This window comes from Sinorhizobium sp. NG07B, from assembly GCF_002532005.1.
In the GTDB taxonomy this organism is placed as follows: Bacteria; Pseudomonadota; Alphaproteobacteria; order Rhizobiales; family Rhizobiaceae; genus Sinorhizobium; species Sinorhizobium fredii_C.
Genome location: NZ_NWTD01000001.1, coordinates 1,726,149 through 1,743,148 on the forward strand (window position 1 = coordinate 1,726,149; position 17,000 = coordinate 1,743,148).

Consider the following 17,000-nt stretch of genomic DNA (forward strand, 5'->3'; position numbering starts at 1 on the left):
GATTAAGGATCAATTTCCTGATCAGAGCTCATTTTCGCCGAGCGCTTGATTGAAAGCAATGCTTTCTTTTTGGTTGCGCGTGAATGAAAGATATGCTTTCATCTCCTTACAGCAAACCGACACCGCTCGGAGGAGAAGTAAGCGATGGGCACGATGGTTACCCGCTACCGCATTGAAGACGAGGTCGGCCGCGTCCTGACCGATGAGGGTTTCTTCTCCTACGAGGTCGACGACGCTGTGATCTTCCGCTCGGAAGCTGCAGCGATCGAGGACGCCGCCGCTTTCCCCGGCACGACCGTCGAGCGCTTCGAGCGCTGGTCTGCCTTCCCTGATTTCCCTCTTTCCATTTCCGCCGAAAGGAGCGCCGCATGATCACGGCAACGCAACTCCGCGACCTCGCCTTCTTCCTCTCGAACACCAGCCGATGGGAGCTTGAGAAGGCCGGCATCATTACGCCGGGCCCGAGCGGCGACACCGCCTGGAAGCGCTTCAACAACGACTTCGACGTTTTCGTCATCAAGCTGTCGGGTGAAAAGCTGGCCGCCCTGACGGACATGATCAAGGGGTGTCTGCAGGTGAGCGAGTATTCCCGCGAGCAGGCCGCAAACGCCAATAGGCGGGCGGGAGCCGCGTGATGAAGCCCTGCCCCGCCTCCGAGTTCGGCTGCACCTGCGACCGCTGCGCTGTGAATCGCGATGACGACCTCCACGCGCTCAAGCAGTTCAACCGAGCAACCTACACCACCGCTCTGTTCCTGATCTTCCTAGCCACCGTCCTTGGCGTGCTCGCCGTCGGCGCATGGAAGACAGAGCAGGTCCACAAGGCAATCGTCGCCGAAAGGAACTGAACGTCTGATGACCGCAGATGTCGAACACAGCATTCTTCGCCAGACTGAGGCGGCCAAGTCGCTCCTGTCCAGCCTGCGCAACCAGGGTGTCGATGATGACGCCGAGCTGGTCGCCGATGCGATCGAGGGCGAAACCAACCTTGTCGAGGCCATCTCGGCCGCCATCGCGCAGCTTGACGAATGCGACGTCCTGATCGCCGGCTTGAAGGCGAAGGAAAGCGAGTTTGAAGCCCGCCGCAAGTCGATCGAGCGCCGGTCCGAACGTGTCCGCGCCCTGATCGAGCAGGCGATGCTCGCCACCGATCAGACCTCGTTGAAGCTTCCGACGGCAACGCTGTCGCTCACCAAGCGCGCCGCCGCCCTGATCGTCACCGAAGAGGCCGATATTCCGGCCAAATACTGGATTGAGCAGCCTCGCCCCGCCCCGAAGCTCGACAAGAAAGCCCTCACCGCCGACCTGCGCGAAGCGAACGCCACCATTCCCGGCGCCACGCTCGACAACGGCTCGTTCTCTCTCACAGTCCGGAGGAAGTGACCATGAACGCAATCACCACGTTCGACCTTACATCCAAGCAGATCGCCTTGGTCAAGCAGACCATTGCCAAGGACTGCAACGATGAAGAATTCAATCTCTATATGGAAGTGGCTAAGGCCAAGCGCCTCGACCCGTTCCTGAAACAGATCATCCCGATGGTCTTCTCGAAGAACAACGCCGAGAAGCGCAACATGACCATCATCATCAGCCGCGACGGCCAGCGCGTCATCGCGCAGCGCTGCGGCGATTACCGGCCAGCGAGCAAGCCCGCGACCTACGAGTTCGATCCGTCGCTGAAAGGACCGCTGAACCCGCACGGCATCGTGTCCGCGACCGTCTTCCTGTGGAAGCAGGATCCGAAGTCTGGCGAATGGTACGAGGTCGCCGGTCAGTCGTTCTGGGACGAGTTCGCTCCGATAAAGGAGGAGTGGGCCAAGAACGAGCAGACCGGTAAGAACTACAAGACCGGCAATCAGACGCTCGACGACAGCGGCAACTGGGCGCGCATGCCGCGCCTGATGATCGCCAAGTGCGCTGAGATGCAAGCGCTACGCGCCGGCTGGCCAGAGCAGTTCACCGGGCTTTACGACGAAGCCGAGCTGGACCGTGCCAAGATCCTCGATCTCACCGCCACGGAAATTGTCCTCAAGGAGCGCGAAGACAACCGCATGCGCGCGATCGGCGCCGACAACTCGATCACCGTCACCTGGGGCGACAACTGGGCGCTCGAAAACGTACCGGTCGGGAAGTTCGCCGACGAGGTGATGCGCTTCATCAAGGAGTCGGAACCTGAGACTGTGGCGAAGTGGCAGGACGCGAACCGCGAACCGCTGAAACGCTTCTGGGCTCTGCAGCCCGGTGACGCGCTCGCTCTCAAGAAGGAAATCGAGGCGGCAATCGCGCGTAAGCCGAGCCGGCCGGCGAACGACGAGCTCCGCAACCATCCGCTGATGGCAGGCTGACAATGGGCGGCCCGGTTCTTCTTACCTGGAACGGCGAGGCCTTCGAGCCGGCGAACCGGCATTGGGCCCGCGAGTGCGACAAGCGTTTCGTGGTCGGCGAGTTCTATACGCTCGCCGAGCACAACGACCGGAGCATGAACAGCCACCGGCATTATTTCGCTGCGGTCAATGATGCCTGGCGCAATCTGCCGGAGGACTATTCCGGTCTGCCCTTCGCCGAATCCGCAGAGCACCTGCGCGCCTATGCGCTGATCCGGACCGGCTACAGCGACGCTCACACGATCGTCTGCAGCACGAAGGCCGAGGCCGCTCGCATGGCTGCGTTCATCCGGCCGATCGATCCCTATTCCGTCGTCGACGTGAAGGAGGCGACGGTCACCCGGTACGTGGCGAAAAGCCAGTCCATGAAGGCCATGGGCAAGCAGGAATTTCAGGAAAGCAAAACGGCCGTCCTCGACTTCCTCGACGATCTGATCGGCGTCGAGCGCGGCACAACGCAACGAAATGCGGGAGCCGCAGCATGATCGATTGGCAGAAAACAGCCTCTCACGTCATCGACGAGGTTCATCGCAACCTTCCGGCCGACGCTGATCTGGCCGCCCGCAAGAAGGCTTTGCGCGCCGCACGTCCATGGGAATTCGCCTCGACGAGCTGGGGCAAGAAGGTCTGGGCGAAGCATTCCCGGAAATATCTCGAAAAGTTCGGCCTGCCGCCTCTCAAGCCGAAGGCCGTCGAGGACCACCTTTTACCGCTGGAGAGGCTTATTGCAAAGGCGAAAGGCGACGAGACGAGCCCGGCCGCCTCCACCAACAAGCAGCTCGACGCCTTGCAGCGGACGCGCAAGCTGACCGGGAGGGCGTGATGGCGGCGGTCAGATACTTCCATGGAGGATTTGGCGGGCTCACTGTCGGCCAGTTCGTCCTGCCGCCGGCAAAGACCAAGGCACCGTCTACGGCTCGCTTCGGCGCGGCCGGCGTCTGCAACACCAGCAAGGTCTACGTCTGCACTGACATGGATGGAGCGCTGGTCTACGCCTGCATGCACTATTCCGGGCGCGGCAAAGTCTACGAGGTCGAGCCGATCGGCGAGTTGATGCCCGATCCTGACGCAAGGGTGCCTGGCATTTCCTTCGAGTGCGATAAGGCGCGCGTGCTGCGCGTGTTCCGGGTTCCCGGGAAGACAATCAAGCAGGTGCAGCGTGAAATGCTCCGGGAGGGCGCGTGATGGCCTACCGCATAGCTAATTCCGCCCGCCCCGATCCGACGCCAAAGCGGAAGCCGACGAAGAACAAGGATTATCTGGCGTTCATTCACGAACTGCCGTGCTGCATCTCCGGCCGGTATGGCGTCGAGGCCGCGCACCTGTCCTTTGCCGCGCCCCGGTACGGCCACTATGGCCGGGGCAAAGGCAGCAAGGTTTCCGACCGCTGGGTTCTGCCGCTTCACCCGGACGAGCACCGCCGCCAGCACGGCATGAACGAGGAGCGCTTCTGGCGCGCCGCGCGCATCAATCCACACGTGCTGGCGCTCACCATTCACGGCCTCTGGTCCTATATGGGCGAGGATGCGGCGCCGTTCGCAACTGCTATTATCAATCAGACGCTGGCGGATGCCGGCGCGCTTCGGTCGAGGAACGAGGTATGAGCACCGATACACTCGACATGTTCGCAACCGAGACGAGATCCTCGGCTATCATCTCCGGATGCGGCGCATACCGGTACCGCCTCGAGCGGCAGTGGGACGGCGATAAGCCCAAGGTCGCCTTTCTCATGCTGAACCCGTCCACGGCTGACGCCAGCCAGGATGACCCGACGATTCGCCGGTGTATCGGCTTCGCGAAGGCCTGGGGTTTCGGCGGATTGATTGTCGGCAACCTCTTTGCCCTTCGCTCCACCGATCCGAAGGCTCTATATGGCCATCCCGACCCGATCGGTGCCGACAACGATCAGCATATTCTCGCAATAGCCAAGAGCGCCCATAAGCTCGTTTGCGCGTGGGGGACGCACGGCGCTCTTCATGCCCGCGCGCGCGAAGTTTACGAGATGCTGGAATTCTTCAACCTCGCCGCCCTCAAGGTGACGGTTGAAGGACACCCCGCTCATCCGCTCTACATCGCCGCCAACACCGAACCGAAGGCGTATTTCGCGCCATGACCTACACCGAAGCCACCCGGCAATTCTACGAGCTGCCGGCAGACATCCGCGCCCGCGCAGAAGAACTCGTCGCCCCGACGATGAGCCGCATGGAAACGCTGGCGATAGTCGGGAAGCTGGTCAACGCTCTGACGGTCGCCAAGGAGCATGCCGAGTTTGAAGACGAAGTTCTCGACTTGATCGACGATGCTATTGCCCCGCCAGATGGCGCTATTGGAAATCGGGGATAAGATGACCAAGCACGCTGTCATTCCCTCTGGATGCTGGCCGGCCGTCTTACGCGACGAGCTCGCCGCCGCTTATGCTGGCGAGAAGACAGTCGATGCCTTTATGAGCAGGGTCGGGACCATTTGGCCCCTGCCCTTTATCGACATGGGCACGGGCAAGGGCAAATTCCGGGCATGGCGGAAGACCGACCTAGACAAGGTGATCAATCCCGAGGCCGCGGCCGCCGGCGGAGACCCGGAGGCACTTTAATGGTCCCGGTGTCCATGCCGCGCTATACCTCGTTCAAGCGCAAACAGAACGGTTCGATCTCCTATTTCTGGACCTGCCCGACCGCCTTCCGAAAGGCCGGTGCGCCCTACACCTCCGCCACGCTCGGGCATGACCTATCGCAGAAGGAATTGAATGAGGCGGCGGCCGTCTGGAATGAGCGCCTGGACGAGTGGCGCAAAGAGCGCAATCCCTTCCAAGAGCCTGACCTGACGAGATACGGCACAGTCGAATGGCTGGTGAACGCCTATCTCAAGCACGACAGCTTCCTCGAGCGCGTCGCGGAGTTCAGCCGGCCGGATTACCGCCGTGTCTTGGACCGCGTCTGCGACATGAAGATCAAGGCCGGCGCGACCGGCGCGTTATTCCGTTTCGGCGATGCCAAGATCAATCAGGTCGGCGTCAGCACGGCGGAAAAGCTCTATCACGCGTTCCACGGCGAAGGCGCGGCACGGACATCGGAGAAGGTCATCACCTACTGCAAGGCCATGTGGAAGCGTATGCAGCCGCATCATCCGGACGTGTTCCGCAAGGACACGCCGAACCCTTGGGAAGGCGTCACGGTGAAGAAGCGGGAAAAGGCCGTGAAGGGACATGTCGACCGGGAAACGGTCTACGAGTTTGCCAGGGGAGCGATCAAGGAAGGACGGGGAGAATTGGCGGCCGCCGCGGTGCTTGCCTTCGAGTGGCTGATGCGCCCCTCGTCGATCGGCGCCGGCTATGCCGCCTGGAGCGGCTATCGCGGCCCTTCAGATCCGGACAAGATCCAAATCAAGCATAGGAAGAACGGCGAATCCGCTTCGCACCCGCTGGAATTCACGGAAGAGGACGGGGCCACAGTGCTGCTCTACCAGGACGCGGAAGAGGTTCTATCGCAGACACCGCGCTATGGCACGTCGATCGTCTGCAAGAAGAATGGCCAACTCTTCGGCGACGGGACGTACCTGGCGCACGAGGTTCGGGAGATGGGAGATAAACTCGGGATCGAAGGCTTCAGCCTGGATAAGTGCCGGCATGGCGGCATGACCGAGTTGGAAGAGATGGGCCTGACCGAAGGCCAAGGCCGGGTCCTGTCGAAGCACAAGACGGCGAAGGCCTATCGGGGCTACGCCAAGGAGACGGAAAAGCGCGTTCTGGAAGCCACGAAAAAGCGCATGGGGGCCACTTCCGGCAAGGCTGTGGAAGAACAGTCCGAAAACGCAATTTCAGAAATGGCCAAGGACGTTTTTCAGAAATCCGCTATTGCAAAATCGGATCGGAAGGGCTAAACGCCCGGCATCGCTCGATTTTCCGAGCACGAGAGGCCTCGTGGCGGAGTGGTGACGCAGAGGACTGCAAATCCTTGTACCCCGGTTCAATTCCGGGCGAGGCCTCCATTACACATCTAATTGCCGATTCTACGTCACGAGATCAGGTGCTCGATCCGGTGCCACGCCCTTGGCTGGTAGCAATCTGCTCCAGGGTTTTCCCACAGCTCAGGTCGATGTTTATAGCCCGTCGATCGGCGACCCAAAGTTGAATCGAGGCATTTTTCGCCTGCCGAGCCATATAAGCTTGGCGCGAACCTGCCCCGGAGCTTTAGCTGTTGAGGCGATTAGACCGGTACGCTCGACAAGACCGCCGCCAAGAGCGCCGGATGCGGCGAGGCAGTTGACAAGCGCAGATAGCGGCCGGTCGGCTTTGAATGCCGCATCAGTGCGGCGTGGACAGATTGTTCTCCGTCTATCGCGGCTGGATGCTCCAATATTCTCGCCAGCTTCGTCAGCAGCTTCGAACGCATCCGTCTGAGCTTGATGTCGTTCGCACGGCGACAGAGAGCGAAAATGCGTAAGAAACTTTTCTCTCCCGTCCCGTCGACGCAGATGAGTTCATCGTAACCGCGGCGATCGGTAACGACGAAATTGCCGGGATTTACATCCATCATGACGATGTGCAGGCGGCGAAACCGTTCGAAGATTTCGTCGATCATCGTGAGATGCCTGGCGGTGAGCTGCCCCGAAAACGCCAACTGAGCGAGGGTGGGCGCGAGCTTCCCATCGCGTCTGGTTATTTTTTCCACCACGAGCCCCAGGCCGTACTCGGTCTGGGCGAAGCCGAATATCTTCGGTATCGGCAGTTCGATGGCGTCCGCGAGGGAGAACTTTCTCGCCTGCTCAAGGAATTCGTCGACTTCACGCCGAAACGTTCGATAGGCCCCGAAACGTTTGAATTGGTTGAGGAATGCAAACGCCCTCTTTGACTGGCGTGTGCCGCTTGCTTCTCTGGATCCCAGCTTCAGAACCTTGATGAGAACACTCGGATGGAGACGATTCTCGAAAATGCTGCGCTGATGGCCGGCAGCGCATTCACGCCAGTCGGAAAGTTCGATCCTGTCGTCGAACATTTTCTGAACCCCGGATTGTGACAGTTTTGTAACAAAACTGTGCCTGGGGGAAAAGTTCAAGAGCGGCGTGCTTGGCGGCGCTATCTCTACCGTACATAGTATGCGGTAGTTGCAGTCTTGCCACTGTGACAGGGAGCGACGGGTGAAAGCAACCTTCCGGCCGTCCTCCCCGTGGGAGGAACTGCAGGCCTGTGCCCGGCCTACTTCCCGGAGTTCTCAGTGCCGCGCCGACGCGCCCACCAGACGGCGAGCTTCCGGCGGGCGCGGCGCACTGCAGGGATGTCATGCGACAATACGAGCAGGCCGAGCGGGACCATCCAGAAACCGAGAACCGGCAGAAAACCGAGCAGGCCACAGACGACGAGCAGCGACCCGATCAAGATGCGCAGGGCCGGCGAGTCGGGCAGCCGAATTCGCCAGTTGCCGAGCACGATTTGACGTGTTTGCGGATCGATGCCGAAATATCTCTTCTTGCCGCCGTTCGCCATTATGCCTCTTTAATCCAACTCCCCAACAGTTGGTGCCTTCTCCACAGGGTGACAACCGCGGCCCAAGATTTTTTTTGAAAAATCGCTTGGCAAATCGGAAAAGCATTTGTATTAGCAGCCTCACTTCTGCGGCGCAGATGATCCCTGGTAGCTCAGCGGTAGAGCACTCGACTGTTAATCGATAGGTCGCCGGTTCGAATCCGGCCCGGGGAGCCAGTTTCGAAAGAGCCATTCGCGGCGTGCGCCCGAATGGCTCTTTTCATTTGTCGTCCTTACTCGACCTTACATGAAGGTGCTTCATGCGCTTGGCGTGGCTTTTCCTGGCGCTCGCGATTGCGACCGAAGTGGTCGGTCTCACCGTCATGAAGGCCTCCTCGGCCTCGTGCGCCTATATCGGCCACGCGGTCATGTATGCCTCGATCGCCCTCTCCTACGTGTTTCTCGCAAGGGCCGTGAAGACAGTACCGGTCGGCGTGGCCTATGCCATCTGGGAAGGCTCGGGCGTGGCGCTCATCACCCTCGTCTCTGTCTTCATCTTCGGCCATGTACTGAGCGGCCGCGAAGTGGTCGGGCTTTCCATGGCAGTGCTCGGCATCCTGCTTGTCAATGCGGGCAAGGCTCACGATGACGACATCGGCGAGGAAGCCGCGCCGTGACGGCCTCCGGTCTCTCCTTCGCCTTCGCGTTCATGGCCGGCCTGCTCGATGTCGCGGCAAATCTCGCTTCGTCGAAGTCGGATGGCTTCGTCAAACGCGGATGGGGCGTGCTTTCGATCCTGCTGGTGCTCGCCGCGTTCGCCTTGCTCGCCGAGGCGGTGAAGGCATGGAGCTTGCGATCGCCTATGCCGTGCTGGGCGGCACCGGAATTTTCGGCACGGCGATCTCCGGCCGCCTCTTCTTCGGAGAGAAGCTCAAGCCGATCGGCTGGGTTGGCCTGATCCTCGTCTTCGGCGCAGTGCTCGTGCTTCACACCGCCTGACGCGGCCGCTTGTCGGATGCCGACTGCTTGTGCTTCGGAGCTGTACCATGCGGGCCGGGCCCGGACACGAGCCAGTCGACAAGCGCGAAATAGGCGCCGTAGGGCAGGAGCCGCAGCAACTTGACGGCATAGGTGAAGCGTTTCGGGAAGGTGATCTCGAAATGTCTCGACTTCAGACCCGTGCAAATCCATTCCGCCGCCTCGTCGGCGCTGACAAGGGCCGGGCGCGACAGGTTGTTCTTCACCGAGCCACGCGTCGCGATGAAGCCTGGACAGATCAGTTGCAGCCTGATGCCGATCCGGTCGAGGTCGAATTTCAGGCTCTCGGTCATGTTGATGAGGGCCGCCTTGGTGGCGCCATAGGCGGCGCTCATCGGCAGTCCGCCATAGCCGGCCACCGACGACATGATGGCGATCTGGCCATGGCCGTTCGCCTTCATGTGCTCGACCAGGGGCACGAGACAGTTGACGACGCCGTGCAGATTGACCGCGAAGCTCTTGTCGAATGCCTCGAGATGGAGGTCGTCTCCGCGCACGGGTATGGCTACGCCGGCATTGAGGATCGCCAATGCCACCCGGCCATGCTCATATTCGATCGCCGTCAGCAACCGCTCCATGTCGCGCGGGTCGGTGACGTCGCCGTCGAGAACGACGATCTTGCCCGGTCCGTCGACCTCATGCTGAAGAGCGACGAGCTTCTCGTGACTGCGCGCCGTGACGACGACCGAATAGCCTTCCTCCACCAGTCGAAGCGCAACGGCGCGCCCTATTCCGGAACTTGCCCCGGTTACCCATGCCCATCCATGCTCGGGGCGGGCGGTAAATGCAGTCATCATTTCGTCCTCGCACGTCGTTCGGGAAGCTTTCCTTCCCGGAAGGCTCGGCAGGTCCGAACCCGTTGCCTCTCCGACGGCAGATCCTGTCCCCGTTCTCCGCTTCCCGCCCGTCAAATTGACTGCGGAGACGATTTTTGCCCGCGACAGGAAAGCGGCGAAACGCTTTTTCTTGCCTGTTGAACAGCCTGAGCCGAAAACACGCCAATATTTCGGCGATTCTGCTCCAAATGTTTGCTGCTTGCCGTTCGTCGAGGTTAATGCTTGGCTGAGGCCCGGCCATCGTTCCGTCCAGCGTGAGGTTTTCCAAGATGAGTGTCCATCCGTCCGTGCTCGAAGCCATCGGCAATACGCCGTTGATCCGGCTCAATGCCGTTTCCGAAGCTACCGGCTGCTCCATCCTCGGCAAGGCGGAGTTCCTCAATCCCGGTCAATCGGTGAAGGACCGGGCAGCGCTGTGGATCATCCGCGAGGCCGAGAAGGCGGGCCAGTTGCGCCCCGGCGGCGTGATCGTCGAGGGCACGGCAGGCAATACCGGCATAGGACTGGCGGTCGTCGGCAGCGCGCTCGGATATCGCACCGTCATCGTCATCCCGGAAACCCAGAGCCAGGAGAAGAAGGACGCGTTGCGGCTTCTCGGCGCCGAACTGGTCGAGGTTCCGGCGGTACCCTACAAGAACCCCAACAACTACGTGAAGGTCTCCGGGCGGCTGGCGGCCGAACTCGCCAAGACCGAACCGAACGGTGCCATCTGGGCGAACCAGTTCGACAACGTCGCGAACCGGGAGGCGCATGTCCAGACGACCGCACCGGAGATCTGGCGCGACACCGACGGCAAGGTCGACGGCTTCATCTGCGCCGTCGGCTCCGGCGGGACGCTCGCCGGCGTCGCACAGGGCTTGCGCGCCAAGAGCCCCGCCGTCAAGATCGGCATTGCCGACCCGGAAGGCGCGGCACTTTTCAACTACTATGCCCATGGCGAGCTGAAGGCGAGCGGGAGCTCGATCACCGAGGGCATCGGCCAGGGCCGTGTCACCGCCAATCTCGACGGCTTTACGCCGGATTTCGCCTATCAGATTCCCGATTCCGAAGCGGTGCCCTACGTCTTCGACCTCATTGAGAGGGAAGGCCTCTGCGTCGGCGGCTCCAGCGGCATCAATATTGCCGGTGCGGTTCGACTGGCCCGCGAGCTCGGCCCCGGACATACGATCGTGACGATCCTCTGCGACTATGGTAACCGCTATCAGTCGAAGCTCTTCAATCCGGACTTCCTTGCCTCAAAGGGCCTGCCGGTCCCGGCTTGGCTGAATAGAAGTTCGAACATTACCGTTCCATACGAACCCGTCGGATAGTCTCTCGATGCCCAGGACCGTGACCGCCCTCTTCCGCGAGGATTTCTACCTCTCGACCTGCGAAGCAAGCGTCACGGCGGTCCTGGAAGACGGCGGGATCGAACTCGACCAGACCTGTTTCTATGCCACGTCCGGCGGCCAGCCTGGCGACACGGGCTTTTTCGAGCGCGAGGACGGCAGCCGGATCCCGATCGTCGAGACCCGGCATGGCGCAACCAAGGATGTCATCGTGCATGTTCCCGCCGAGGGACACCCCCGGCCGACAGTCGGCGAAAAGCTCGTACTCCATATCGACTGGCCGCGCCGCTACCGGCTGATGCGCATGCACACGGCATGCCACTTGCTTTCGGTCGTCTGTCCCTTCCCTGTCACCGGCGCCGCCGTCGGCGAGGAGGAGAGCCGTGTCGATTTCGACATGAGCGAATCGATCGACAAGGACGAAGTGACGGCGGCGCTGATGAAGCTCGTCGATGCGAACCATCCGGTCTATGTGCAATGGATCACCGACGACGAACTCGCCGCCAATCCGGACCTCGTCAAATCCAAGAATGTCCGCCCGCCCGTCGGCATGGGACGCGTCAGCCTCGTCTGCATCGGCGAAGAGTCCTGCGTCGACAGCCAGCCCTGCGGCGGCACGCATGTTTCTGAGACGCAGGAAGTCGGCGCCATTTACATCGCCAAGATCGAGAAGAAGGGTAAGGAAAACCGGCGGTTCCGGATCCGCTTCGGAACGCCCGAAGACCGTGCCGCCTCTTAAAGTCCACGGAGGAAACGACAATGAGCAACGAGAACAACAAAAGAAGCGCCTTCATCGTTTCCCCGGACTGGCTGGAGCAGCGGCTTGACGATCCCAGCGTCAAGATCGTCGACGCCGCCTGGTACCTGCCGGCCCAGAAGCGCGACCCCAAGGCTGAATACCAGGCAGCACATATCCCGGGGGCTGTCTTCTTCGACCAGGATGCGATCGCCGACCAGGCGAGCGGCCTGCCGCATACGCTGCCCTCGCCGGAAGCCTTTGCCGAAGCCGTCGGAGCCATGGGCATCGGCGAGACCGACACGATCGTCGTCTATGACGGTCCGGGCATCTTCACGGCGCCGCGGGTCTGGTGGATGTTCCGCATTATGGGCGCGAAGAACGTCTTTGTCCTTGATGGCGGCATGGACGGCTGGAAGGCCGAGGGACGCCCCACGACCGCCGAGATTTCGAGCCCCGCACCGCGTTCATTCCATGCAAGCTTCGACGCCAAGGCCATCACCTCCTTCGAGCGCATGAAGGACATCGTCGAAAACCGTCTCGCCCAGGTCGCCGATGCCCGTAGCGCCGGGCGCTTTAGCGGAGAGGAAGCGGAGCCTCGCGCCGGCATGCGGTCGGGCCACATGCCCGGCGCTCGAAGCCTTCCCTCCGGGACCTTCTCAGAAGCGGGCAAACTCAAGGATCTTGACGAATTGCGCCAGAGCTTCGCGGAGGCCGGCATCGACCTGACGAAACCGGTCGTCACGACCTGCGGATCGGGTGTGACGGCGGCAATCATCACGCTTGCGCTTCAATCATTGGGACATACAGACAATACGCTCTATGATGGTTCCTGGTCGGAATGGGGTAGCCGCCCCGACACCCCGGTTGCCATCGGTAGAGAGTGAAAACCATGCAAGGATCGAAGCCTGCTGCGATCACGGCCCACGTGACTGAGCTCGAGATGACGGCGCCGCCGAAGCAAAGCCTGCCGGTGCCCGTCAACATCCACACCGCGATCCTGCGGGTGTCCGACATTCCGCTTCCCTATTACCGCTTCCTCTATCTGCGTGTCGGCAAGCGCTGGCACTGGGCGGAGCGGCTGCGGATGAGCGATGAAGACCTGGCGGCGGTACTGCACGACAAGAGGACGAACCTGACGGTCCTCTATGTCAACGGTGCGCCCGCCGGCTTCTTCGAACTGCAGCAGCGCGATGGCGACGTCATGGAGCTTACCCATTTCGGGCTCATGGAACACGCGCTTGGCCTCGGCCTCGGGAAATGGTTCCTGCTGCAGACCCTGTTCGCCGCCTGGGCGATGGACCCGCGCAAAGTCAAGGTAACGACAAACAGCTTAGACCACCCTCGGGCATTGCAGCTCTACCAGCAGTTCGGCTTTTCCCCGGTCGCGACGCGGGATGCGATCGTTCGGCCCTTAAGCGACGACGAGCTGCTCAGCTTCGCGAAGAAGCTCTGACCGGACCTCTCCGGCAAGTTTCGGGTGTCGCAACCGGGCGCAATGGACCAATCTCCTCGTCGACAAGAACAGGAGAGATCCATGACACTGCGATATGTCGCGATGCCCGACAAAGATGCGCAACGGCTATGGCAGGGCGGCCGGGATGCCTATGGCAACCTGCCCGAACGGCACATCTCGGACGGCGACGGCGTTCCGTGCCGGCATTGCCTGCGAAACGTCGAAGAGGGTGAGCCTTACCTGATCCTTGCCTATCGGCCGTTTTCGTCAGCCCAGCCTTACGCTGAAACGGGACCGATCTTCATGCATGCCGATGCGTGTCCTGCGCCGGACGGAGCGTTGCGGCCGCCGATCCTGACCTCCAGGAAGGACTACCTGCTTCGCGGATACGGTAGCGACGAGCGCATCGTCTATGGGAGTGGCGGCGTGGTACCCGTGGAGATGCTCGAGCGGCGTGCAGAAGAACTGCTGGCACGGACGGACATCGCCTATGTGCATGTGCGCTCCGCCAAGTACAATTGCTATCAGTGCCGCATAGAGGCGGTCTGAGGACCGATCCGGCAGTACAGCGCCGGACCGGTTTGAGCTTCACCGCTCAGGCGACGTTGAGGACGCTTTCCGGCGCGTAGGAATCATAGCCGAGTGCCTCGGCGACGGGCGCATTGGTCACCCGGCCCCGATGGACGTTGAGGCCCGCCCGCAAATGCCGGTCCTCGGCAATCGCCTTGAGCCCGCGATCGGCAAGCTGAAGGCCGTAATAGAGCGTCGCGTTGTTGAGCGCGTGAGCCGACGTGATCGGCACGGCGCCCGGCATGTTCGCGACGCAGTAATGCACGATGCCGTCCACCTCATAGGTCGGCTCGGAATGGGTCGTCGCATGCGAGGTCTCGAAGCAGCCGCCCTGGTCGATTGCGACGTCGACGATCACCGCGCCCTTCTTCATGCCTGACAGCATTTCGCGCGTGACGAGCCTGGGTGCGGCAGCGCCGGGGATCAGCACGGCGCCGATTACCAGGTCGGCGGAAAACACTTCTTCCTCCAGGGCGTCGATCGTCGAATAGCGCGTATGGACGCGGCCGTTGAAGATGTCGTCGAGCTGGCGCAGGCGCGGAATCGAGCGGTCAAGGATCGAAACGTCGGCGCCGAGGCCGACCGCCATTTTCGCGGCGTGCAGGCCGACGACGCCGCCGCCGATGATCGCCACCTTGGCGGGAAGCACGCCGGGAACGCCGCCGAGCAGGATGCCACGGCCGCCATTGGCCTTTTGAAGCGAGGTGGCGCCAGCCTGGATGGCGAGCCGCCCGGCCACTTCGGACATGGGAGCAAGCAGCGGCAGGCCGCCGCGCTCATCCGTCACCGTCTCATAGGCAACGGCGGTGACGCCCGAATTCAAGAGGCCCCTCGTCTGCTCCGGATCCGGCGCCAGATGAAGATAGGTATAGAGAATCTGGCCCTCGCGCAGTTGCGTCCATTCGGACGGCTGCGGCTCCTTGACCTTGACCACCATGTCCGCCTTTTCGAACACGTCCTTGGCCGTCGGAACGATCCGCGCGCCGGCGGCGCGATAGGCGTCGTCATCCGCCCCGATCCCTGCCCCGGCCTTGGTCTCGACGATCACCTCGTGGCCGTGGGCGACATATTCCCGCACCGATCCCGGCGTCAGGCCGACCCTGTATTCATGATTTTTGATTTCCTTCGGGCAACCGACACGCATCTTCGCGTTCCTCTCCTGTCTGTGCGCTTTCGCGGCATTGGCGATCAGACAAGGAAAACAGATGCTGGCGAGAATGTCCTTGCAAAGGCGCGCCCCTCAGCGCATTGCTTTCGACTTTTGTTGCGTACGAAACGTTTTTATTGAAGGAAAACTCGAATGAGTGAACTGGACGCCATCGATCGTTCGATTCTGAGGATCCTGCAGCAAGAGGGCAGAATCTCCAATGCCGATCTCGCCGCCAAGGTGGGCCTGTCGCCTTCCGCCTGTTCGCGGCGCGTCGATATCCTCGAGAAAACCGGCACGATCGCCGGCTACCACGCCCGTATCGCCCATAAGGCGCTCGACTACAAGATCATGGTGATCGTGCATATTTCGCTCTCCGGCCAGTTCGCCAAGACGCTCGCCGAATTCGAAGCAGCGGTCAAACTCTGCCCGAATGTTCTCGTCTGCTATCTGATGTCCGGGGAATACGACTACATCCTGCGTGTCGCGGCACGGGATCTCGAAGACTACGAGCGCATTCACCGCGACTGGCTGTCGGCGCTTCCGCATGTGGTGAAGATCAATTCGAGCTTCTCGCTTCGCGAAATCATTGACCGCCCGAATGTCGGGATCTGACACTCGCGCGGCTTAACGGCCGACCACCCGGTTGCGGCCTGTATTCTTGGCGGCATAGAGGCGAATATCGGCCTGCGCCAGCAATTCGTTGATCCCGGCGCCATCGGCAAGCGTCGACGACACGCCGATGCTGGTGGTCACCGGGTCCCCATTCGGCGTCTTTACTCCCGAGGAGACCGCCAGCCGTATGTCCTCGGCCCGCGAATGGACACCCGCATAGGGGAGCCCCGGGCAAAGCACGACGAATTCCTCGCCGCCATAGCGGAACAGGCGATCCTCGGGCTGAAGCTTTGCGTTGACCGCTTCTGCCAGTTTCTTCAGCACGCGATCGCCTTCCATGTGGCCGAACTGATCGTTGACGCTCTTGAAGCGGTCGACATCGATGAGCATCAGGCTGAGCGGAGCGCCGTCGGCTGCCGCCTCGCGTATCATCTGCTTCCCGTCCGCTTCGAAACGGCCACGGTCCAGGGCACCGGTCAGGGTATCGTGACCGGAACGCGACAAGAGATCCTCGTAGCGCTCGCGAAAGGTGAGGTCGTTGAACACGTCGCCGAGCGGCCGGTCCGAAATCGCCAGGAAGGCATGACGCGAGGATCTCAGATAGAATCCGATGGCGACGGCATAGAAGGGGGCGGCCAGCATCTTCGCCATCCACCCGCCCCAGAACACGTCCCAGGGCGCACCGTTCACGAAGCGGAGCGCCGCATAAAAGCCGAGCTGGTCGAATGTCAGCACGACGACGCCGCAGATCAGGAAGCGCATCGTGACGAAGCGGCGAAACCACCGGCCAAGCTTCTCGTAAAGCAGGATGATGATCAGCGAATCGAAATATAGCAGCGTCGTGCCCCAGACCATCAGCCAGCCCATTTCGTCGATGAACGCGATGTCGGCGACACGGCCGGCGACGACCGAGACGGTATCATGCCGCCGCAACAGCAGGCTGAGCGCCACAGTCAAAAAATTGCCGGCAAGCAAGCCGTAGATCGGCTGCCGGACTGTCGCGGCGTCCTCCTTCACGTAAAGGAGAAGGATCATCATGAGCTTGCCGGAAAAGAACACGGCAGAGCCCGGAGAGATCACCCCGAACGGCAGCTGAACGTAAAAGACGGCGGCAAGATAGGTCTCGATGAAATGCATGACGCCGAGGGCTGCCACGAAGACGCCGAGCCCCAGGCGGGCACGCAGGTGAAGAAGCCCGATCATCGACGCGACGTAAACCAAGGCCTCGGCAAGCAGGAGCATGAGATTGGCGTTTGGCATGCGCGCAGGAGACTTCCGTTTTCACTCGCCCGTTCCTTAAAGCTAGAAATTGAACAAAGCTTTACCGGCCTACGAGGCGGCGAAAAACAGGCGAGATTCTGCCGCTTGCCGTTCCGCTCCAGTCGGTCATAGTTGCGCGGAAGGGTTGCGCTGCCGACGCGACATTGCCGGCG

Annotated in this window: 25 protein-coding genes, 2 tRNA genes and 1 pseudogene; 23 read left to right on the forward strand and 5 right to left on the reverse strand. The window is 61.5% G+C overall.

Annotation, left to right across the window (positions count from 1 at the left end; translation table 11 throughout):
• Positions 1 to 144 precede the first annotated feature (144 nt).
• The 14 genes from CO664_RS08355 to CO664_RS08420 all read left to right on the forward strand — a co-directional run bounded on the left by CO664_RS08355 (position 145) and on the right by CO664_RS08420 (position 6,367).
• Complete coding sequence (locus tag CO664_RS08355) at positions 145 to 372, forward strand: hypothetical protein (RefSeq protein ID WP_097538405.1); 228 nt, start codon at positions 145 to 147, stop codon at positions 370 to 372.
• Positions 369 to 635 carry a hypothetical protein gene (locus CO664_RS08360; protein WP_097538406.1) on the forward strand — a complete coding sequence of 89 codons (267 nt, stop codon included), beginning with the start codon at positions 369 to 371 and terminating at the stop codon, positions 633 to 635. The genes CO664_RS08355 and CO664_RS08360 overlap by 4 nt, the downstream gene beginning before the upstream one ends.
• Complete coding sequence (locus CO664_RS08365; RefSeq protein ID WP_097538407.1) at positions 635 to 847, forward strand: hypothetical protein; 213 nt, start codon at positions 635 to 637, stop codon at positions 845 to 847. Before CO664_RS08360 ends, CO664_RS08365 begins: the two co-directional genes overlap by 1 nt.
• A 4-nt stretch (positions 848 to 851) precedes the next feature.
• The gene (locus CO664_RS08370; protein WP_097538622.1) at positions 852 to 1,382 is read left to right on the forward strand and encodes a siphovirus Gp157 family protein; all 531 of its coding nucleotides are present in this window, start codon (positions 852 to 854) and stop codon (positions 1,380 to 1,382) included.
• Between the two features lie 2 nt (positions 1,383 to 1,384).
• Positions 1,385 to 2,344 (forward strand): phage recombination protein Bet, encoded by a 960-nt coding sequence (gene bet / locus CO664_RS08375; protein WP_097538408.1) that lies wholly within the window; start codon positions 1,385 to 1,387, stop codon positions 2,342 to 2,344.
• Positions 2,345 to 2,346: 2 nt separating this feature from the next.
• Positions 2,347 to 2,868 carry a hypothetical protein gene (locus CO664_RS08380; RefSeq protein ID WP_097538409.1) on the forward strand — a complete coding sequence of 174 codons (522 nt, stop codon included), beginning with the start codon at positions 2,347 to 2,349 and terminating at the stop codon, positions 2,866 to 2,868.
• The gene (locus CO664_RS08385; RefSeq protein WP_234820131.1) at positions 2,865 to 3,206 is read left to right on the forward strand and encodes a hypothetical protein; all 342 of its coding nucleotides are present in this window, start codon (positions 2,865 to 2,867) and stop codon (positions 3,204 to 3,206) included. The genes CO664_RS08380 and CO664_RS08385 overlap by 4 nt, the downstream gene beginning before the upstream one ends.
• A complete protein-coding gene (locus CO664_RS08390; protein ID WP_097538410.1) occupies positions 3,203 to 3,568 on the forward strand; it encodes a hypothetical protein in 366 nt (121 codons plus the stop codon). Before CO664_RS08385 ends, CO664_RS08390 begins: the two co-directional genes overlap by 4 nt.
• Positions 3,568 to 3,987 carry a DUF968 domain-containing protein gene (locus CO664_RS08395; protein ID WP_097538411.1) on the forward strand — a complete coding sequence of 140 codons (420 nt, stop codon included), beginning with the start codon at positions 3,568 to 3,570 and terminating at the stop codon, positions 3,985 to 3,987. Before CO664_RS08390 ends, CO664_RS08395 begins: the two co-directional genes overlap by 1 nt.
• The gene (locus tag CO664_RS08400; protein ID WP_097538412.1) at positions 3,984 to 4,496 is read left to right on the forward strand and encodes a DUF1643 domain-containing protein; all 513 of its coding nucleotides are present in this window, start codon (positions 3,984 to 3,986) and stop codon (positions 4,494 to 4,496) included. Before CO664_RS08395 ends, CO664_RS08400 begins: the two co-directional genes overlap by 4 nt.
• Positions 4,493 to 4,726, forward strand: coding sequence for a hypothetical protein (locus tag CO664_RS08405; protein ID WP_097538413.1), 234 nt, complete (start codon positions 4,493 to 4,495; stop codon positions 4,724 to 4,726). Before CO664_RS08400 ends, CO664_RS08405 begins: the two co-directional genes overlap by 4 nt.
• Position 4,727: 1 nt before the next feature.
• Positions 4,728 to 4,973, forward strand: a complete 246-nt coding sequence (locus CO664_RS08410) for a hypothetical protein (protein ID WP_097538414.1) — start codon at positions 4,728 to 4,730, stop codon at positions 4,971 to 4,973.
• Positions 4,973 to 6,259, forward strand: a complete 1,287-nt coding sequence (locus tag CO664_RS08415; protein WP_097538415.1) for a hypothetical protein — start codon at positions 4,973 to 4,975, stop codon at positions 6,257 to 6,259. The genes CO664_RS08410 and CO664_RS08415 overlap by 1 nt, the downstream gene beginning before the upstream one ends.
• A 34-nt stretch (positions 6,260 to 6,293) precedes the next feature.
• A tRNA-Cys gene (locus tag CO664_RS08420) sits at positions 6,294 to 6,367 on the forward strand.
• Between the two features lie 218 nt (positions 6,368 to 6,585).
• Here CO664_RS08420 and CO664_RS08425 read toward each other — a convergent pair.
• Together CO664_RS08425 and CO664_RS08430 are read right to left on the reverse strand one after the other, a co-directional pair.
• Positions 6,586 to 7,374 (reverse strand): YrbL family protein, encoded by a 789-nt coding sequence (locus CO664_RS08425; RefSeq protein WP_037422025.1) that lies wholly within the window; start codon positions 7,372 to 7,374, stop codon positions 6,586 to 6,588.
• 200 nt (positions 7,375 to 7,574) lie between these two features.
• Positions 7,575 to 7,862: a hypothetical protein gene (locus CO664_RS08430; RefSeq protein ID WP_037422022.1), complete on the reverse strand. Its 288-nt coding sequence runs from the start codon at positions 7,860 to 7,862 to the stop codon at positions 7,575 to 7,577.
• 141 nt (positions 7,863 to 8,003) lie between these two features.
• Between CO664_RS08430 and CO664_RS08435 the strand changes: the two genes are divergently transcribed.
• The 3 genes and pseudogenes from CO664_RS08435 (at position 8,004) to CO664_RS08445 (ending at position 8,840) form a co-directional block, all read left to right on the forward strand.
• A tRNA-Asn gene (locus CO664_RS08435) sits at positions 8,004 to 8,078 on the forward strand.
• Positions 8,079 to 8,161: 83 nt separating this feature from the next.
• Positions 8,162 to 8,518: an SMR family transporter gene (locus CO664_RS08440; RefSeq protein WP_037421890.1), complete on the forward strand. Its 357-nt coding sequence runs from the start codon at positions 8,162 to 8,164 to the stop codon at positions 8,516 to 8,518.
• Positions 8,515 to 8,840 (forward strand): annotated as a pseudogene (locus CO664_RS08445) (SMR family transporter). Before CO664_RS08440 ends, CO664_RS08445 begins: the two are co-directional and overlap by 4 nt.
• On the opposite strand, the gene CO664_RS08450 reads toward CO664_RS08445, so the two are convergent.
• Positions 8,828 to 9,673, reverse strand: coding sequence for an SDR family NAD(P)-dependent oxidoreductase (locus CO664_RS08450; protein ID WP_234820140.1), 846 nt, complete (start codon positions 9,671 to 9,673; stop codon positions 8,828 to 8,830). The pseudogene CO664_RS08445 and the gene CO664_RS08450 sit on opposite strands and share 13 nt — an antisense overlap.
• A gap of 311 nt (positions 9,674 to 9,984) precedes the next feature.
• Between CO664_RS08450 and CO664_RS08460 the strand changes: the two genes are divergently transcribed.
• The 5 genes from CO664_RS08460 to CO664_RS08480 all read left to right on the forward strand — a co-directional run bounded on the left by CO664_RS08460 (position 9,985) and on the right by CO664_RS08480 (position 13,784).
• Positions 9,985 to 11,025, forward strand: coding sequence for a cysteine synthase A (locus CO664_RS08460; protein ID WP_097524780.1), 1,041 nt, complete (start codon positions 9,985 to 9,987; stop codon positions 11,023 to 11,025).
• A 7-nt stretch (positions 11,026 to 11,032) separates the two neighbouring features.
• A complete protein-coding gene (locus CO664_RS08465; RefSeq protein ID WP_097538416.1) occupies positions 11,033 to 11,782 on the forward strand; it encodes an alanyl-tRNA editing protein in 750 nt (249 codons plus the stop codon).
• Between the two features lie 20 nt (positions 11,783 to 11,802).
• Positions 11,803 to 12,666, forward strand: coding sequence for a 3-mercaptopyruvate sulfurtransferase (gene sseA / locus CO664_RS08470; protein WP_097538417.1), 864 nt, complete (start codon positions 11,803 to 11,805; stop codon positions 12,664 to 12,666).
• Positions 12,667 to 12,671: 5 nt separating this feature from the next.
• Complete coding sequence (locus CO664_RS08475; RefSeq protein ID WP_097538418.1) at positions 12,672 to 13,235, forward strand: GNAT family N-acetyltransferase; 564 nt, start codon at positions 12,672 to 12,674, stop codon at positions 13,233 to 13,235.
• A gap of 81 nt (positions 13,236 to 13,316) precedes the next feature.
• The gene (locus CO664_RS08480) at positions 13,317 to 13,784 is read left to right on the forward strand and encodes a DUF1203 domain-containing protein (RefSeq protein WP_097538419.1); all 468 of its coding nucleotides are present in this window, start codon (positions 13,317 to 13,319) and stop codon (positions 13,782 to 13,784) included.
• Positions 13,785 to 13,830: 46 nt separating this feature from the next.
• Here the strand turns inward: CO664_RS08480 and ald are convergent, their stop codons facing one another.
• The gene (ald, locus tag CO664_RS08485; protein ID WP_037421870.1) at positions 13,831 to 14,949 is read right to left on the reverse strand and encodes an alanine dehydrogenase; all 1,119 of its coding nucleotides are present in this window, start codon (positions 14,947 to 14,949) and stop codon (positions 13,831 to 13,833) included.
• A gap of 156 nt (positions 14,950 to 15,105) precedes the next feature.
• Here ald and CO664_RS08490 point away from each other — a divergent pair, with 156 nt between their 5' ends.
• On the forward strand, positions 15,106 to 15,567 hold the full coding sequence (locus CO664_RS08490; protein WP_037421867.1) for an Lrp/AsnC family transcriptional regulator: 462 nt from the start codon (positions 15,106 to 15,108) through the stop codon (positions 15,565 to 15,567).
• A gap of 12 nt (positions 15,568 to 15,579) precedes the next feature.
• On the opposite strand, the gene CO664_RS08495 is transcribed toward CO664_RS08490, so the two are convergent.
• On the reverse strand, positions 15,580 to 16,827 hold the full coding sequence (locus tag CO664_RS08495; RefSeq protein WP_176536516.1) for a GGDEF domain-containing protein: 1,248 nt from the start codon (positions 16,825 to 16,827) through the stop codon (positions 15,580 to 15,582).
• Positions 16,828 to 17,000: the final 173 nt, after the last annotated feature.

Excerpts from the sequence above, each read along its gene's own strand:
- CO664_RS08410 (WP_097538414.1), top strand. The coding sequence starts at position 4,728 with ATGACCAAGCACGCTGTCATTCCCTCTGGATGCTGGCCGGCCGTCTTA.
- CO664_RS08400 (WP_097538412.1), top strand. The coding sequence starts at position 3,984 with ATGAGCACCGATACACTCGACATGTTCGCAACCGAGACGAGATCCTCG.
- CO664_RS08365 (WP_097538407.1), top strand. The coding sequence starts at position 635 with ATGAAGCCCTGCCCCGCCTCCGAGTTCGGCTGCACCTGCGACCGCTGC.
- CO664_RS08360 (WP_097538406.1), top strand. The coding sequence starts at position 369 with ATGATCACGGCAACGCAACTCCGCGACCTCGCCTTCTTCCTCTCGAAC.
- CO664_RS08460 (WP_097524780.1), top strand. The coding sequence starts at position 9,985 with ATGAGTGTCCATCCGTCCGTGCTCGAAGCCATCGGCAATACGCCGTTG.
- CO664_RS08465 (WP_097538416.1), top strand. The coding sequence starts at position 11,033 with ATGCCCAGGACCGTGACCGCCCTCTTCCGCGAGGATTTCTACCTCTCG.
- CO664_RS08430 (WP_037422022.1), bottom strand. The coding sequence starts at position 7,862 with ATGGCGAACGGCGGCAAGAAGAGATATTTCGGCATCGATCCGCAAACA.
- CO664_RS08450 (WP_234820140.1), bottom strand. The coding sequence starts at position 9,673 with ATGACTGCATTTACCGCCCGCCCCGAGCATGGATGGGCATGGGTAACC.
- CO664_RS08440 (WP_037421890.1), top strand. The coding sequence starts at position 8,162 with ATGCGCTTGGCGTGGCTTTTCCTGGCGCTCGCGATTGCGACCGAAGTG.
- CO664_RS08415 (WP_097538415.1), top strand. The coding sequence starts at position 4,973 with ATGGTCCCGGTGTCCATGCCGCGCTATACCTCGTTCAAGCGCAAACAG.
- CO664_RS08380 (WP_097538409.1), top strand. The coding sequence starts at position 2,347 with ATGGGCGGCCCGGTTCTTCTTACCTGGAACGGCGAGGCCTTCGAGCCG.
- CO664_RS08495 (WP_176536516.1), bottom strand. The coding sequence starts at position 16,827 with ATGCCAAACGCCAATCTCATGCTCCTGCTTGCCGAGGCCTTGGTTTAC.
- CO664_RS08355 (WP_097538405.1), top strand. The coding sequence starts at position 145 with ATGGGCACGATGGTTACCCGCTACCGCATTGAAGACGAGGTCGGCCGC.
- CO664_RS08480 (WP_097538419.1), top strand. The coding sequence starts at position 13,317 with ATGACACTGCGATATGTCGCGATGCCCGACAAAGATGCGCAACGGCTA.
- CO664_RS08395 (WP_097538411.1), top strand. The coding sequence starts at position 3,568 with ATGGCCTACCGCATAGCTAATTCCGCCCGCCCCGATCCGACGCCAAAG.
- ald (WP_037421870.1), bottom strand. The coding sequence starts at position 14,949 with ATGCGTGTCGGTTGCCCGAAGGAAATCAAAAATCATGAATACAGGGTC.
- CO664_RS08475 (WP_097538418.1), top strand. The coding sequence starts at position 12,672 with ATGCAAGGATCGAAGCCTGCTGCGATCACGGCCCACGTGACTGAGCTC.
- CO664_RS08385 (WP_234820131.1), top strand. The coding sequence starts at position 2,865 with ATGATCGATTGGCAGAAAACAGCCTCTCACGTCATCGACGAGGTTCAT.
- bet (WP_097538408.1), top strand. The coding sequence starts at position 1,385 with ATGAACGCAATCACCACGTTCGACCTTACATCCAAGCAGATCGCCTTG.
- CO664_RS08425 (WP_037422025.1), bottom strand. The coding sequence starts at position 7,374 with ATGTTCGACGACAGGATCGAACTTTCCGACTGGCGTGAATGCGCTGCC.
- sseA (WP_097538417.1), top strand. The coding sequence starts at position 11,803 with ATGAGCAACGAGAACAACAAAAGAAGCGCCTTCATCGTTTCCCCGGAC.
- CO664_RS08405 (WP_097538413.1), top strand. The coding sequence starts at position 4,493 with ATGACCTACACCGAAGCCACCCGGCAATTCTACGAGCTGCCGGCAGAC.
- CO664_RS08490 (WP_037421867.1), top strand. The coding sequence starts at position 15,106 with ATGAGTGAACTGGACGCCATCGATCGTTCGATTCTGAGGATCCTGCAG.